At 63.1% G+C, this 13,329-nt stretch carries 15 protein-coding genes; 6 read left to right on the top strand and 9 right to left on the bottom strand.

Annotated features, from left to right (window positions below; translation table 11 throughout):
- Window positions 1-100 precede the first annotated feature (100 nt).
- From hemA to J1G37_RS03130, 6 genes are all read left to right on the top strand, one after another.
- Entirely contained in the window at window positions 101-1,390 is a 1,290-nt protein-coding gene (hemA, locus tag J1G37_RS03155; protein WP_124529887.1) for a glutamyl-tRNA reductase, read from the top strand.
- Window positions 1,387-2,469, top strand: a complete 1,083-nt coding sequence (prfA, locus tag J1G37_RS03150; RefSeq protein ID WP_122489521.1) for a peptide chain release factor 1 — start codon at window positions 1,387-1,389, stop codon at window positions 2,467-2,469. The genes hemA and prfA overlap by 4 nt, the downstream gene beginning before the upstream one ends.
- Before the next feature lie 12 nt (window positions 2,470-2,481).
- The gene (gene prmC / locus J1G37_RS03145) at window positions 2,482-3,312 is read left to right on the top strand and encodes a peptide chain release factor N(5)-glutamine methyltransferase (RefSeq protein ID WP_207040145.1); all 831 of its coding nucleotides are present in this window, start codon (window positions 2,482-2,484) and stop codon (window positions 3,310-3,312) included.
- Window positions 3,306-4,061, top strand: a complete 756-nt coding sequence (locus J1G37_RS03140) for a molybdopterin-synthase adenylyltransferase MoeB (protein ID WP_207040144.1) — start codon at window positions 3,306-3,308, stop codon at window positions 4,059-4,061. Before prmC ends, J1G37_RS03140 begins: the two co-directional genes overlap by 7 nt.
- Window positions 4,054-4,848 carry a glutamate racemase gene (gene murI, locus J1G37_RS03135; RefSeq protein ID WP_207040143.1) on the top strand — a complete coding sequence of 265 codons (795 nt, stop codon included), beginning with the start codon at window positions 4,054-4,056 and terminating at the stop codon, window positions 4,846-4,848. Before J1G37_RS03140 ends, murI begins: the two co-directional genes overlap by 8 nt.
- A gap of 114 nt (window positions 4,849-4,962) precedes the next feature.
- Window positions 4,963-5,481: an acyloxyacyl hydrolase gene (locus J1G37_RS03130; protein ID WP_207040142.1), complete on the top strand. Its 519-nt coding sequence runs from the start codon at window positions 4,963-4,965 to the stop codon at window positions 5,479-5,481.
- 136 nt (window positions 5,482-5,617) lie between these two features.
- On the opposite strand, the gene J1G37_RS03125 is transcribed toward J1G37_RS03130, so the two are convergent.
- The 9 genes from J1G37_RS03125 to J1G37_RS03085 are packed head-to-tail and all read right to left on the bottom strand — an operon-like array spanning window position 5,618 to window position 13,327.
- A complete protein-coding gene (locus J1G37_RS03125; RefSeq protein ID WP_207040141.1) occupies window positions 5,618-5,923 on the bottom strand; it encodes a YkgJ family cysteine cluster protein in 306 nt (101 codons plus the stop codon).
- 54 nt (window positions 5,924-5,977) lie between these two features.
- A complete protein-coding gene (locus tag J1G37_RS03120; RefSeq protein ID WP_207040140.1) occupies window positions 5,978-6,469 on the bottom strand; it encodes a DUF2878 domain-containing protein in 492 nt (163 codons plus the stop codon).
- A complete protein-coding gene (locus tag J1G37_RS03115; protein WP_207040139.1) occupies window positions 6,462-7,733 on the bottom strand; it encodes a cyclopropane-fatty-acyl-phospholipid synthase family protein in 1,272 nt (423 codons plus the stop codon). The genes J1G37_RS03120 and J1G37_RS03115 overlap by 8 nt, the downstream gene beginning before the upstream one ends.
- Window positions 7,720-8,529: a DUF1365 domain-containing protein gene (locus tag J1G37_RS03110; protein ID WP_207040138.1), complete on the bottom strand. Its 810-nt coding sequence runs from the start codon at window positions 8,527-8,529 to the stop codon at window positions 7,720-7,722. The genes J1G37_RS03115 and J1G37_RS03110 overlap by 14 nt, the downstream gene beginning before the upstream one ends.
- Window positions 8,526-9,773, bottom strand: coding sequence for an FAD-dependent oxidoreductase (locus J1G37_RS03105; protein ID WP_207040137.1), 1,248 nt, complete (start codon window positions 9,771-9,773; stop codon window positions 8,526-8,528). The genes J1G37_RS03110 and J1G37_RS03105 overlap by 4 nt, the downstream gene beginning before the upstream one ends.
- Entirely contained in the window at window positions 9,770-10,552 is a 783-nt protein-coding gene (locus J1G37_RS03100) for an SDR family NAD(P)-dependent oxidoreductase (RefSeq protein ID WP_207040136.1), read from the bottom strand. Before J1G37_RS03100 ends, J1G37_RS03105 begins: the two co-directional genes overlap by 4 nt.
- Window positions 10,549-10,971: a nuclear transport factor 2 family protein gene (locus tag J1G37_RS03095; protein WP_207040135.1), complete on the bottom strand. Its 423-nt coding sequence runs from the start codon at window positions 10,969-10,971 to the stop codon at window positions 10,549-10,551. Before J1G37_RS03095 ends, J1G37_RS03100 begins: the two co-directional genes overlap by 4 nt.
- A complete protein-coding gene (gene phrB / locus J1G37_RS03090) occupies window positions 10,964-12,409 on the bottom strand; it encodes a deoxyribodipyrimidine photo-lyase (protein ID WP_207040134.1) in 1,446 nt (481 codons plus the stop codon). The genes J1G37_RS03095 and phrB overlap by 8 nt, the downstream gene beginning before the upstream one ends.
- Window positions 12,410-13,327, bottom strand: a complete 918-nt coding sequence (locus J1G37_RS03085; protein ID WP_207040133.1) for a MerR family transcriptional regulator — start codon at window positions 13,325-13,327, stop codon at window positions 12,410-12,412. It abuts the gene before it with no gap.
- Window positions 13,328-13,329 lie beyond the last annotated feature (2 nt).

Raw genomic sequence — 13,329 nt, 5'->3', positions numbered from 1 at the left:
TTTATAGGCACAACGTATAGGGACAATAGACGACGGTGGTTGTTCTGAATCTTTCGAAGTAGGACAATTGTCGGCTTCCCGACATCATCAGCGATATTGAATGGCCTTCCTCGCACTCGGTATTAACCACAAGACTGCTTCCGTAGACGTGCGCGAGCGCGTGGCGTTCACGCCAGAGCAGTTGGTTGAGGCCTTGCAACAGCTCTGCCGGCTCACCGACAGCCGCGAAGCTGCAATCCTTTCAACCTGCAATCGCAGCGAGCTTTATATAGAGCAGGAACATCTTTCAGCGGATGTGGTGCTGCGCTGGCTGGCCGATTACCACCATTTAAGCCTCGAAGAGCTGCGCGCGTGTGCTTATGTGCACGAAGAAGATGCGGCAGTTCGTCACATGATGCGTGTGGCCGCCGGTCTCGATTCGCTGGTGTTGGGCGAGCCGCAGATCCTCGGCCAGATGAAGTCCGCCTACGCCGTGGCGCGTGAGGCCGGCACCGTGGGGCCGCTGCTGGGCCGTCTGTTCCAGGCCACGTTCAATTCGGCCAAGCAGGTGCGCACCGATACCGCCATCGGCGAAAACCCGGTGTCCGTGGCGTTTGCTGCGGTCAGCCTGGCCAAACAGATTTTCAGTGACTTGCAGCGCAGCCAGGCCCTGTTGATCGGCGCCGGTGAAACCATCACCCTGGTGGCCCGCCACCTGCACGACCTGGGTGTGAAGCGCATCGTCGTCGCCAATCGCACGCTGGAACGCGCGAGCATTCTCGCCGAGCAGTTCGGCGCCCACGCGGTGTTGCTGTCGGACATCCCGGCTGAGCTTGTGCGCAGCGATATCGTCATCAGCTCCACCGCCAGCCAGTTGCCGATCCTTGGTAAAGGCGCGGTCGAGAGCGCGCTGAAACTGCGCAAGCACAAGCCGATCTTTATGGTGGATATCGCCGTTCCCCGGGATATCGAGCCTGAAGTCGGCGAGTTGGACGACGTTTACCTCTATAGCGTCGACGATTTGCACGAAGTGGTCGCCGAAAACCTCAAGAGTCGCCAGGGCGCTGCCCAGGCGGCCGAAGAGATGGTCAGCACTGGCGCCGACGATTTCATGGTGCGCCTGCGTGAACTGGCAGCGGTGGACGTGCTCAAGGCGTATCGTCAGCAGGGCGAACGCTTGCGCGACGAGGAACTGAGCAAGGCCCAGCGCTTGCTGGCCAACGGCAGCAGCGCCGAAGAGGTGCTGATGCAACTGGCCCGGGGCCTGACCAACAAGTTGCTCCACGCCCCCAGCGTACAGCTTAAAAAATTGACTGCCGAAGGCCGCCTCGATGCGCTGGCCATGGCTCAGGAACTCTTTGCCCTCGGTGAGGGCGCGTCAGATAGCTCTTCGGATAAAAAACCGCAATGAAAGCGTCACTGCTCAATAAACTGGACGTGCTCCAGGACCGTTTCGAAGAACTGACCGCCTTGCTCGGCGATGGCGAAGTCATCTCCGATCAGACCAAGTTCCGCACCTATTCCAAGGAATACGCGGAAGTTGAGCCGATTGTGACCACCTACGGCCAGTGGCTGAAAACCCAGGCCGACCTCGAAGGTGCCCAGGCACTGCTCAAGGACAGCGACCCGGACATGCGCGAAATGGCCGTGGAAGAAGTCCGCGAGGCCAAGGAAAAACTCGTCGCGCTGGAAGGCGACCTGCAACGCATGCTGCTGCCCAAAGACCCGAATGACGGGCGCAACGTGTTCCTCGAAATCCGCGCCGGCACCGGTGGCGACGAGGCGGCGATCTTCTCCGGCGACCTGTTCCGCATGTATTCGCGCTATGCCGAGCGTCGCGGCTGGCGGGTCGAGATCCTTTCGGAGAACGAAGGCGAGCACGGCGGCTATAAAGAAGTCATCGCACGGGTCGAAGGCGACAACGTCTACGGCAAGCTCAAGTTCGAATCCGGCGCACACCGCGTACAGCGCGTGCCAGCCACCGAATCCCAGGGCCGTATCCACACCTCCGCGTGCACGGTGGCCGTGTTGCCCGAGCCGGACGAGCAGGAAGCCATCGAGATCAACCCGGCGGACCTGCGCGTTGACACCTACCGTTCGTCGGGTGCCGGCGGCCAGCACGTCAACAAGACCGATTCCGCGATCCGCATCACTCACTTGCCGTCGGGCATCGTGGTGGAGTGCCAGGAAGAACGTTCCCAGCACAAGAACCGTGCGCGGGCCATGTCCTGGCTGTCAGCCAAGCTCAACGACCAGCAGACCAGCGCCGCCGCCAACGCGATTGCCAGCGAGCGCAAGTTGCTGGTGGGCTCCGGCGACCGCTCCGAGCGCATCCGTACCTACAACTTTGCCCAGGGCCGGGTTACCGACCATCGCGTCAACCTCACGCTGTACTCCCTCGACGAGATTCTCGCCGGTGGCGTCGATGCAGTGATCGAGCCGTTGCTCGCCGAATACCAGGCCGATCAGTTAGCGGCGATAGGTGAATAAACAGGTGAATAAATGACCATTATCGCCAGCCTGCTGCGCGCCGCCGACCTGCCCGACTCGCCCACCGCGCGCCTGGATGCCGAGTTGTTGCTGGCAGCGGCCCTGGGCAAGTCCCGCAGCTACCTGCACACCTGGCCGGAAAAAATCGTCAGCAGCGAAGCAGCGCTGACCTTTGCCAGCTACCTGCAGCGTCGCCGTGGCGGTGAGCCGGTTGCCTACATCCTCGGTCAGCAAGGCTTCTGGAAGCTCGACCTGGAGGTCGCGCCCCACACCCTGATCCCACGCCCGGACACCGAGTTGCTGGTGGAAGCTGCCCTGGAATTATTGCCAGCAACGCCGACCCAGGTCCTCGACCTCGGCACCGGCAGCGGCGCCATCGCCCTGGCCCTGGCCAGCGAACGCCCGGCGTGGAAGGTCACCGCCGTCGACCGCGTGCTCGAAGCCGTGGCCCTGGCCGAACGCAATCGCCAGCGCCTGCACCTGAATAATGTCACGGTACTGAACAGCCATTGGTTCAGCGCCCTGCAAGGCCACAGCTACGACCTGATCATCAGCAACCCGCCGTACATCGCCGACAACGACCCGCACCTGGTCGCCGGTGACGTGCGCTTCGAACCGGCCAGCGCGCTGGTGGCGGGCCGCGACGGCCTGGACGACCTGCGCCACATCATCAAGGACGCACCAACGCACCTGAATGCCGGTGGCTGGTTGCTGCTCGAACACGGCTACGACCAGGCCGCCGCCGTGCGTGACCTGTTGCTGAGCGAAGGTTTTGACGAGGTGCACAGCCGCATCGACCTCGGCGGCCACGAGCGCATCACCCTGGGACGCCGGCCGTGCTGACCGATCAGGAGCTGTTGCGCTATAGCCGACAGATTCTGTTGCAGCAGGTCGACATCGACGGCCAGTTGCGCCTCAAACAGGGCCGCGCCTTGATCATCGGCCTCGGTGGCCTGGGCGCGCCGGTGGCGTTGTACCTGGCGGCGGCAGGCGTCGGCGAGTTGCACGTGGCGGACTTCGACACCGTCGACCTGACCAACCTGCAACGCCAGATCATCCACGACACCGACAGCGTCGGGCAGACCAAGGTCGATTCGGCCCTGCGCCGCCTGAGCGCGATCAACCCGCAAATCACGCTGGTGGCTCATCGCAGCGCGCTGGATGCCGATTCCCTGGCCGCCGCGGTGGCGGCGGTGGATGTGGTGCTCGATTGCAGCGACAACTTTTCCACCCGCGAAGCGGTCAACGCTGCCTGTGTCGCCGCGACCAAGCCGTTGATCAGCGGCGCGGCGATTCGCCTGGAAGGGCAGTTGTCGGTGTTCGACCCGCGTCGCGCCGAAAGCCCGTGTTACCACTGTTTATACGGGCACGGCAGCGACACTGAACTGACCTGCAGCGAAGCCGGCGTGGTCGGCCCGCTGGTGGGCCTGGTCGGCAGCCTGCAAGCGCTGGAAGCCCTGAAGCTGCTGGCCGGTTTCGGCGAGCCGCTGGTGGGGCGCCTGCTGTTGATCGATGCCTTGACCACTCGTTTCCGTGAGCTGCGCGTCAAGCGCGACCCCGGTTGCAGCGTGTGTGGGCCGCAACATGGTTAAGGACGCGCCGATCGGTGTGTTCGATTCCGGCATCGGCGGCTTGACGGTGCTGGACGAAATCCAGCAACTGCTGCCCCACGAATCGCTGCTGTACGTGGCCGACTGCGGGCATATCCCCTACGGCGAGAAAAGCCCGGCTTATATTCTTGAGCGCTCGCGAACAGTCGCCGCCTTTTTCCGTGAGAAGGGCGCCAAGGCGTTTGTGATTGCCTGTAATACCGCCACCGTCGCGGCGGTGGCCGATCTACGCCTGGATTCTCCCGAGTGGCCGCTAGTAGGCATGGAGCCCGCCGTCAAACCCGCCGCCGCCGCGACCCGCAGTGGCGTGGTCGGCGTGCTCGCCACCACCGGCACCTTGCAAAGTGCCAAGTTCGCCGCTTTGCTCGACCGCTTCGCCAACGATGTGCGCGTGATCACCCAACCGTGCCCTGGCCTGGTTGAACTGATCGAGACCGGCGACCTGAACAGCCCCGCGCTGCGCCAATTGTTGCATGGGTACGTCGACCCGTTGCTCAGCGCCGGTTGCGACACCATCATTCTCGGTTGCACCCACTACCCCTTCCTCAAGCCACTCCTGGCACAGATGCTGCCCCCCAGCATTATCCTGATCGACACCGGCGCCGCCGTGGCCCGCCAGCTCAAGCGTTTGCTGGGCGAGCGCGACCTGTTGGCCAGCGGCAATCCCGAGCCTGCAGAGTTCTGGACCAGCGGCGATGTGTATCACCTAAGAAATATCCTACCAACACTATGGAAATATCCCGGCGTTGTGCGAAGCTTCGGGGCGTGAAAATTTCGTGAAATGACGGCGTTATCGGCGGGAACTTCTGTCTACGCGCCGGCTTCTATTAGCGAGATGGCCTGTACACAAACCATATAACTTCGTCGGGAAAGGATGTTTCTTATGAAGCGCTTGTTCTGTTTGGCTGCGATTGCGGCCGTCGTTGTAGGACACTCCGTTTCAGCCCAGGCCGCTGGCCTGGAATTGGGGGTGGGGAGTACCAGTGATTCAACCATGACCTACCGGTTGGGGCTGACATCGCAGTGGGATAAAAGCTGGTGGCAGAGCGAAACCGGTCGCTTGACCGGTTACTGGAGCGGCGCCTACACCTACTGGGACGGTGACAAACGTGCGAGCGTCAGCAGCCTCTCGTTCTCGCCGGTGTTTGTGTATGAGTTTGCCGGGGAGACGGTCAAGCCCTACATCGAGGCGGGGGTTGGCGTGGCGGTGTTCTCGCGCACGCAGGTCGAAGACAACAATATCGGCCAGGCCTTTCAGTTCGAAGACCGGTTGGGCGTTGGCTTGCGCTTTAATGGTGGGCATGAAGTCGGCATTCGCGCCACGCACTATTCCAATGCGGGGCTGAGCAGCAATAACGATGGGGTCGAGAGTTACTCACTGCACTACACCCTGGCGCTGTAATTTTTCTGGCGACTGAAATCCCCTGTGGGAGCGGGCTTGCTCGCGAATGCGGTGTGTCAGTAAATGCATCTGTTGCTGACCCACCGCATTTGCGAGCAAGCCCGCTCCCACATTTGGATCTGCATTGGCCTGACGATCAGCGATAGGCCGTCGCAATCCCCTGCCGTTCCTCCAGACACTCCGGCGCCCCCATCTCGAACTCCCGGCAAATCAACGGCCGCCGTTCATAGATCGTGCACATCATCGTGTCCCGGTCCAGCGCCGCACACCAACCGTCGTCGAGGCGACGCATCACTTCGCCGCCCCAATCGTCTGTGTCGATGTAACGCTCCGGTACGCCGGTGTCGGTGATCAGCATCACTTCCAGCTGGCAGCAGCAGGCCGCACATGTCGAGCAGGTGACGGCGGGTTCGGCGATTTGGGTGTGGGGGATGTTAGTCATAGGCGCGCAGTGTAAGGCAAGCTGCTGTTGCGCGTATGAATGCTCTGACGGGCGTCAGTGCTCCAGTTGTCGGGCCACCCAGTGCAGGACCGGGAACAACAGGGCCCACAACAACCCCAGGCCGATCACCGTCGGCGTGGTGCCGTAGCCGAAACTCACCCCGGCCAGTTGGCTGCCCGCGTAATACGACAGCGGCCCACCCACCGCGCCTAGCAGGCTGGCCCGCCACCAGGGGCGTGCGCTCCAGGCCAGGCAATGGCGCAAGGTGGTTGCCAGCAGCGCCCAGAGCATCACCAGCCAGAGCGGAATCAACGGCCCGGGCATGCTGAAATGAAACACGCCAAAGATGCGCAACGAGGTGTCGATCACCGTGCCCAGCAGGGTCACGGCGAGTATCGCCTGGCCCTCGCGCGACCATGAACTGATCCACAGCAGATGCACAGCGAGTGCCGCCACCGCCACCAGCAACCAGCGGCTGTTGCCGCCCAGCACGCAGGCAAACCAGCCGCATTGGAACAGGACGGCATTGGCCAGCGGTTTAAGCATCGAAACGCCCGAGCAGCGGCGGGTTGATTGCGGCGGGTTTGGCCAGCAGCAATTGTGCGGTACCGATCGTACGCTCCATAAAGCCCCCTTCGCAGTAGCACAGGTAGAATTCCCACAAGCGCAGGAAGTACTCATCGTAGCCCAGCTCGGCGAGGCGGCCATGGGCACGGCGAAAATTCTCATGCCACAAGCGTAGGGTTCGCGCGTAGTGCAGACCGAAATCCTCCATGTGCAGCAAGTTCATGTCGGTATCGCGGCTGACGATCTCGAGCATTTTTTGCACACAGGGTAAGGCGCCGCCCGGGAAGATATAGCGCTGGATAAAATCGACGTTGGTCTTCGCCTGTTCGTAGCGCTGGTCGCGGATGGTGATGGCTTGCAGCAACATCAAGCCATCGCTCTTGAGTAACTGCGCACACTGTTTGAAGTAGGTGGGCAGGAAGCGGTGGCCCACCGCTTCGATCATCTCGATGGACACCAGCTTGTCGTACTGGCCGGTGAGGTCGCGGTAATCCTGCAACAGCAGCGTCACCTGATCACCCAGCCCCAGTGCGGCGATGCGTTGTTCGGTGTAGGCAAACTGCTCCTTGGACAAGGTCGTGGTGGTGACCTTGCAGCCGTAATGCTGCGCCGCGTACAGCGCCATGCTGCCCCAGCCGGTGCCGATTTCCAGCAGATGGTCGCCGGGTTTGAGCGCGAGTTTCTGGCAGATGCGCTCCAATTTGTTCAGTTGTGCCTGTTCCAGGGTGTCGTCGGCCGTGAGGAATTGCGCCGCCGAGTACATCATGGTCGGGTCGAGGAATTCCTCGAACAGGTCGTTGCCGAGGTCGTAGTGGGCCGCGATGTTTTTCTGCGAACCCTTGCGCGTGTTGCGGTTAAGCCAGTGCAGACCCTGGGTAAACGGGCGGGCCAGGCGCGCGAGTCCGCCTTCCATCGCGTCGAGCACGTCGAGGTTGCTGACCATCACGCGCACCACGGCGGTGAGGTCCGGGCTGCTCCAGTAACCGTGGATAAACGCCTCGCCGGCGCCGATGGAACCGCTGGCCGCCACCAGGCCCCACACCGCCGAATCAAGGATGTGGATTTCCCCCAACAAGTGCGCTTCCCGTGCGCCAAAGACCTGGCGTTCGCCGTCTTCGATCACCACCAATTGGCCGTGGCGCAGTTGGCTGAGTTGGCGCAGCACGGCCTTGCGCAGCAGGGCGCTGGTCATGCCGTTGACGTTCAGGCGATGGGACTTGACCGATAAGCTAGGGGTTTTCATGGCGGCGATCCTTGGTATACCCGACTGCGATACGGGAGGCGCCATCGGCGGCTCGGTGGGGGAAAATCGGCGTGCGTTTGAGCAACAGGCGCAGGGCCTGCCAGTAAATCGCGAGGCAGGTCTTGGCGGTCATCCACGGAAAACGCCACAGGTAGCGATGCAGGCTGGCGCGGTCGAGGGCTTCCTTTTCCAGGCTCAGGGTGGCATCGAAGACTTTTTGCGCACCCTGCCAATCGGCCATGTGCACGCCGAGCCTGGCGGCGGGCGGGCTGAAGCTCATGCGGTATTCCAGGTCGCGGGGCAGGAACGGCGAGACATGGAAGGCCTTGGCCACGGCGAAGTGCTGGTGCTCGTCCGCGCCGAGGGCCTGGGCCGGCAGCACATAGTGGTAGCGCTCGCGCCACGGGGTGTTGGTCACTTCACACAGGATCGCAGCCAGTTGTCCGTCAGCCTCGAAGCAGTAGAAGAAACTCACTGGGTTAAACGCCAGGCCCCAACTGCGGGCCTGGGTCAGTAGGCAGATAACGCCCTGGGGCGTTCGTCCCAGGGCCTTGCCGACTTCCTGGCGCACGGCATCGCTCAAGCTCATGCCGCTGCGCGTGAATGCACGCAGGTAATCCTGCTGGCGGAAACCAAAGGGCGCAAAACGGCTGCGCCCGGCCAGGGGCGAGAGCCCCAGCACGTGCTGTTCTTCGCTCAAATCCAGGTACAGCAGGCCGATGCGGTAGCGAAAGGCGTGAGCCTTGGGCGCAAACCGGCGATGGGCAATCCAGCCGCTGTACAGGGCGCTGTTCACAGGCGTTCCCCGAAGGCTTCGGCCACGCGCAGGGCGCTGACCACGCCGTCTTCATGGAAGCCGTTGGCCCAGTAGGCGCCGCAATAAAAGGTATGGCGCACGCCGGACACTTCTTGCCAGCGCGCTTGCGCCGCCACCGCCGCCAGGCTGTATTGCGGGTGGGCGTAGGTGTAGCGGGCGAGGACTTTCAGCGGGTTGATCACCGCCGTCTGGTTGAGGCTGACGCAAAACGTGGTGGCGCTGTCGATGCCTTGCAGGATGTTCATGTCATAGGTCACGGCGGCCTGGCTCTGCGCATTGCCACTGAGCCGATAATTCCAGCTGGCCCAGGCCAGTTTGCGATCCGGTAGCAGGCGGGTGTCGGTGTGCAACACCACGTCGTTGTCGGCGTAGGGCAGGGCACCGAGGATCTCTTGCTCGGCCTGGCTCGGGTCGGCCAGCAACGCCAGGGCCTGGTCGCTGTGACAGGCGAACACCACGCGGTCGAAATGCTCGACACCGGCCGTGCTGTGGATAACCACGCCAGCCTCGCTGCGCGCGACTTTATCCACAGGGCAATTGAGACGGATCTGTTCGCGAAAGCTATGGGTCAGTGGTTCGATGTAGCGGCTGGAACCGCCCTCGATCACACACCACTGCGGGCGGTTGCTCACCGACAGCAAACCGTGGTTCTTGAAGAAACGTACAAAGAACTGCAAGGGAAAACCGAGCATGTCCGCCAGGGACATCGACCAGATCGCCGCCCCCATCGGCACGATGTAGTGACGGATAAACCGCTCGCCATAGCCGCCAGCCTTGAGGTAATCGCCCAGGGTCATCTCGGCGCTGATGCGCTGTTCCTGCAGGTCCAGCGGCGCCTGGCGGTTGAAGCGCAGGATATCGCGCAACATGCCCCAGAACCCCGGCGACAGGATATTGCGCCGCTGCGCGAACAGGCTGTTGAGGTTGTTGCCGTTGTACTCGAAGCGCTGCTGCTCATCGTGCACCGAAAAACTCATCTCGGTCGGCTTGAAGCCCACGCCAACTTGCCCCAACAGGCGGATGAAATTCGGATAGGTCCAGTCGTTGAACACGATAAAACCGGTGTCCACTGCATAGCTTTTGCCTTCGACGCTGACGTTGACCGTGTGGGTATGCCCGCCGATGCGATCGCCCGCTTCAAACAGGGTGATGTCGTGGCGACGGCTGAGCAGGTAGGCGCTGGTCAGCCCGGCGATGCCGCTGCCGATAATGGCGATTTTCACAGGCGGTCCTTCTGCGGTGGCGGGCTGCGCAACATGCGCTTGCCGATGAACAACTGCGCGCGGTTGGGCAGTTTCGACAGCGGCCACAGGGTGGCGATAAACAGCGCGGGGAAGGCGATTTCCAGCGGACGTTTGTCCAGCTTGGCGAAGATATGCCGCGCGGCTTTGTCGGCCGACCAACTCAGGGGCATGGGGAAATCGTTGCGGTCGGTCAGCGGCGTTTCGACAAAACCGGGGCTGATCACCGTGACGTCGATGTTTTCCGGCGACAGGCTGATGCGCAGCGCTTCGAACAGATAACGCAAGCCGGCCTTGGACGCGCCATAGGCTTCGGCGCGGGGCATGGGCAGGTACGTCACCGCGCTGGCCACGCCGACCAGGTGCGGGGTTTGCCCGGCACGCAGCAGGGGCAGCGCCGCCTCGATGCAGTAACTGCTGGCCAGCAGGTTGGTGCGCACCACGTGTTCGATGATCGACGAATCGAACTGCCGGGCGTCCACGTATTCACAGGTGCCAGCGTTGAGGATCACCGTGTCCAGTGAGCCCCAGACCACGCCGATGTGCTCGCCGATCTCGCGCACGGTCTGGCTGTTGGTCAGGTCGCCGGCCACCACCAGTACTTGCCCCGGATAGCGTTGGGCGAGGGCTTCCAGCGGGCCTTTGCTGCGTGAGCTGAGCGCCACGTGGGCGCCGCTGTTGAGCAACTCCACGGCAAGCGCGGCGCCGATGCCACTGCTGGCGCCGGTCAGCCAATATCGGCGGGGCGGGGTAAGGTTCATGCCACTCTCCTTTTCAGCCAACGGATGACGCGGCCGAGTACCGGCAGGTGTTCGTAGAGCAGGGCGCCGGCGTCGAAGTAGTCGCGATGGTGGTAGACCTTGTCGCGCCACATCAGGTGCGAGCAGCCTTCCACGCGGATCAGTTGGCCGTTGGCCAGGCGTGGGTGGCAGAAGCTCATCTTCCAGCGCAGGTAGCCTTCGCCTTCGGCGACCTGGTCGAAGCCGTGAAAGTCGAAGCGCAACTGGCTGACATTGCTGTACAGCTCGGCAAAGTAGCGGTGCATCGCCGGTAGGCCGTGGACTTGATGCAGTGGGTCGGCGAAGGCGATGTCCTTACTGTAGAGGTTATCCAGCAGGTGCAGGTTATGTTTGTCCAAGGTGGCAAACGCTTGGGCGAACCGGCGCAGGAAGTCACTCATGGATGCCTCCGGCGGCTTCGCGCGAGGGCAGGCTGCGGAAGGCGGCCAGGGCGCGTTCGCGGGATCTTTTCAGGTCGACGATGGCGCGCGGGTAATCCGCCACGCCGAACAGGCCACCCACGGCTTCGGGGTTGTGCACTTCCTTTTTATTCAGCGCGGCCAGCTCGGGCAGCCAGCGCTTGATGAACACGCCTTCGCCGTCGAATTTTTCCGACTGGCTCAGTGGGCTGAAAATCCGAAAGTACGGCGCCGAGTCGGTGCCGGTGGACGAGCTCCACTGCCAGCCGCCGTTGTTGGCGGCCAGGTCGCCGTCGATCAGGTGGCGCATGAAAAAACGCTCACCTTCACGCCAGTCGATCAGCAGATTCTTGGTCAGGAACATCGCCACCACCATGCGCAGGCGGTTGTGCATCCAGCCGGTTTCCAGCAGTTGGCGCATGGCCGCGTCGATGATCGGCAAGCCGGTGCGCGCTTGCTGCCAGGCGGCGAGGTCCTTGGGCGCATCACGCCAGGCCACGGCTTCGGTCTCGGGGCGGAATGCACGGTGACGGGAGACCCGTGGGTAACCTACGAGGATGTGTTTGTAGAACTCGCGCCAGAGCAACTCGTTGATCCAGGTGATGGCGCCGATGTCGCCGCTTTCGAACTCGCCCCGGTTGGTTTGCAGCGCGGCGTGCAGGCACTGGCGCGGCGATACCACGCCGGCGGCGAGGTACGCCGAGAGCTGGCTGGTGCCGGGCTTGGCCGGGAAATCCCGCTCGTCTTTGTAGTAGCTGATCTGCTGGTCGGCGAAGGCGTCGAGGCGGCGGCGCGCTTCGTCTTCGCCGGCGGGCCAGAGGGCGCGCAGGGTATCGCTGGGTGGCTCGAAACCTGCGACGGTCTGCGGAATCGGATCGCCTTCAATGTTGAGCTTCGCTTGGGCCTTGGCCGTCGGGACCAGGTGCGGCAGGGCGCTGTGCAGGCGGCTGTAGCAGACCTTGCGGAACTGGCTGAACACCTGGAAGTAGGTGCCGGTCTTGGTCAGCACGCTGCCGGGTTGGAAAAACAGCTGGTCGAGGTAGCTGTGGAACGTCACGCCGTCGGCTTCCAGCGCGGTGGCCACGGCGGCATCGCGACGGCTTTCGTGAATGCCGTACTCCTCGTTGACGTGTACGGACTCAACTGACAGTTCGCGGCACAGCTCGCTCAAGACGGCAGGCGCCTGGTCCCAGGTCGCGGCGTGGCGGATCAGCAGGGGAATGTTCAGTTGGCCAAGGGTTGTGCTCAGTTCGCGCAGGTTGCGCAGCCAGAAGTCCACTTTGCACGGCGCATCGTCATGGGCCAGCCACTGTTCGGGCGTGATCAGGTAAACGGCCGCGATCGGGCCCCGCTGGCTCGCGGCGGCCAGGGCGGTGTTGTCGTGTAGGCGCAGGTCGGTGCGCAGCCAGATCAAATGCATTTAGACGATTCCACGCTGGATCAGAAGCTGGTGGGCCGACAACGGGTCTTCGGCCACGCACAATTGGGGGATGTCACCGGTTAATACGGCCAACTCGGTCTGGTGGATGCATACCGTTGGTCCGGCAATCAGCGTCGGGCACGGCACGCCGGCCAGCAGCTTGGCGAGTGTCGGCAGGTGCAGGGCCTTGCTCGAATACAGCAGCACGGCGCGCGGTTGCAGGTGTTCTACCGCCAGCGCCAGTTCGCCGGCCGGCAGCGGCCAGTCGAAGACTTCCACCGGGCAGTCGGCGCTGCTGGCCAGCCAGGCGCTGAGCCACAGGTGCGGCTCCAGCGGCAGGTCGGACTGGTTGACCAGCAGCAGCGGCGCGCCCTGGAGCTGGCGGTTGTTGTGATAGATGCGCGCGCCGAATTTGCTGCGCAGCCACGAGAGGAAAAACACCCGCTCCATCTGCGCGCCGAACTGGCCTTGCCAACGCTGCTCCAGGTCGCTGAGCAACGGCAACAGCAATTGCTCGCACAGGGTGCGCGGCGGGTACAGCGCCATGGCCTGGTTGAAGACGTCATCGACGCGCCGCTCGGCCAGCTCGCTGATGGCGTGCAGCAGGTTTTGGCGCAGGGCATGCCACTCGTTTTCGACGGCATCGGGGCTGGTCTGGGCGGAGTCGATCAGGGTTTTCACCTGGCTGACCGGCACACCACGGTTGAGCCAGGTGAGGATGGTGTGGATGCGTTGCACGTGTTCGGCGCTGAACAGCCGGTGCCCCTTGGGCGTGCGCTGGGGCACGATCAGGCCGTAACGGCGTTCCCAGGCGCGCAGGGTCACGGCGTTGACGCCGGTCTGGCGCGCCACTTCGCGGATCGGCAGCCAGCCGTCTTCAAAGGCTTGGTCGAGGTCTTCGGGTGGGGCAGCTTTCATGG

Origin of the sequence: Pseudomonas sp. Marseille-Q1929, from assembly GCF_017316265.1 — a bacterium.
Lineage (GTDB): Bacteria > Pseudomonadota > Gammaproteobacteria > Pseudomonadales > Pseudomonadaceae > Aquipseudomonas.
Note: the sequence above shows the minus strand (reverse complement) of the source record. Positions and strands in the feature narration are given on the sequence as shown.

What these genes read in the sequence shown, in the direction of transcription:
- hemA (WP_124529887.1), top strand. Translation starts at nt 101, where the DNA reads ATGGCCTTCCTCGCACTCGGTATTAACCACAAGACTGCTTCCGTAGAC.
- prfA (WP_122489521.1), top strand. Translation starts at nt 1,387, where the DNA reads ATGAAAGCGTCACTGCTCAATAAACTGGACGTGCTCCAGGACCGTTTC.
- prmC (WP_207040145.1), top strand. Translation starts at nt 2,482, where the DNA reads ATGACCATTATCGCCAGCCTGCTGCGCGCCGCCGACCTGCCCGACTCG.
- murI (WP_207040143.1), top strand. Translation starts at nt 4,054, where the DNA reads ATGGTTAAGGACGCGCCGATCGGTGTGTTCGATTCCGGCATCGGCGGC.
- J1G37_RS03130 (WP_207040142.1), top strand. Translation starts at nt 4,963, where the DNA reads ATGAAGCGCTTGTTCTGTTTGGCTGCGATTGCGGCCGTCGTTGTAGGA.
- J1G37_RS03125 (WP_207040141.1), bottom strand. Translation starts at nt 5,923, where the DNA reads ATGACTAACATCCCCCACACCCAAATCGCCGAACCCGCCGTCACCTGC.
- J1G37_RS03120 (WP_207040140.1), bottom strand. Translation starts at nt 6,469, where the DNA reads ATGCTTAAACCGCTGGCCAATGCCGTCCTGTTCCAATGCGGCTGGTTT.
- J1G37_RS03115 (WP_207040139.1), bottom strand. Translation starts at nt 7,733, where the DNA reads ATGAAAACCCCTAGCTTATCGGTCAAGTCCCATCGCCTGAACGTCAAC.
- J1G37_RS03100 (WP_207040136.1), bottom strand. Translation starts at nt 10,552, where the DNA reads ATGAACCTTACCCCGCCCCGCCGATATTGGCTGACCGGCGCCAGCAGT.
- J1G37_RS03095 (WP_207040135.1), bottom strand. Translation starts at nt 10,971, where the DNA reads ATGAGTGACTTCCTGCGCCGGTTCGCCCAAGCGTTTGCCACCTTGGAC.
- phrB (WP_207040134.1), bottom strand. Translation starts at nt 12,409, where the DNA reads ATGCATTTGATCTGGCTGCGCACCGACCTGCGCCTACACGACAACACC.
- J1G37_RS03085 (WP_207040133.1), bottom strand. Translation starts at nt 13,327, where the DNA reads ATGAAAGCTGCCCCACCCGAAGACCTCGACCAAGCCTTTGAAGACGGC.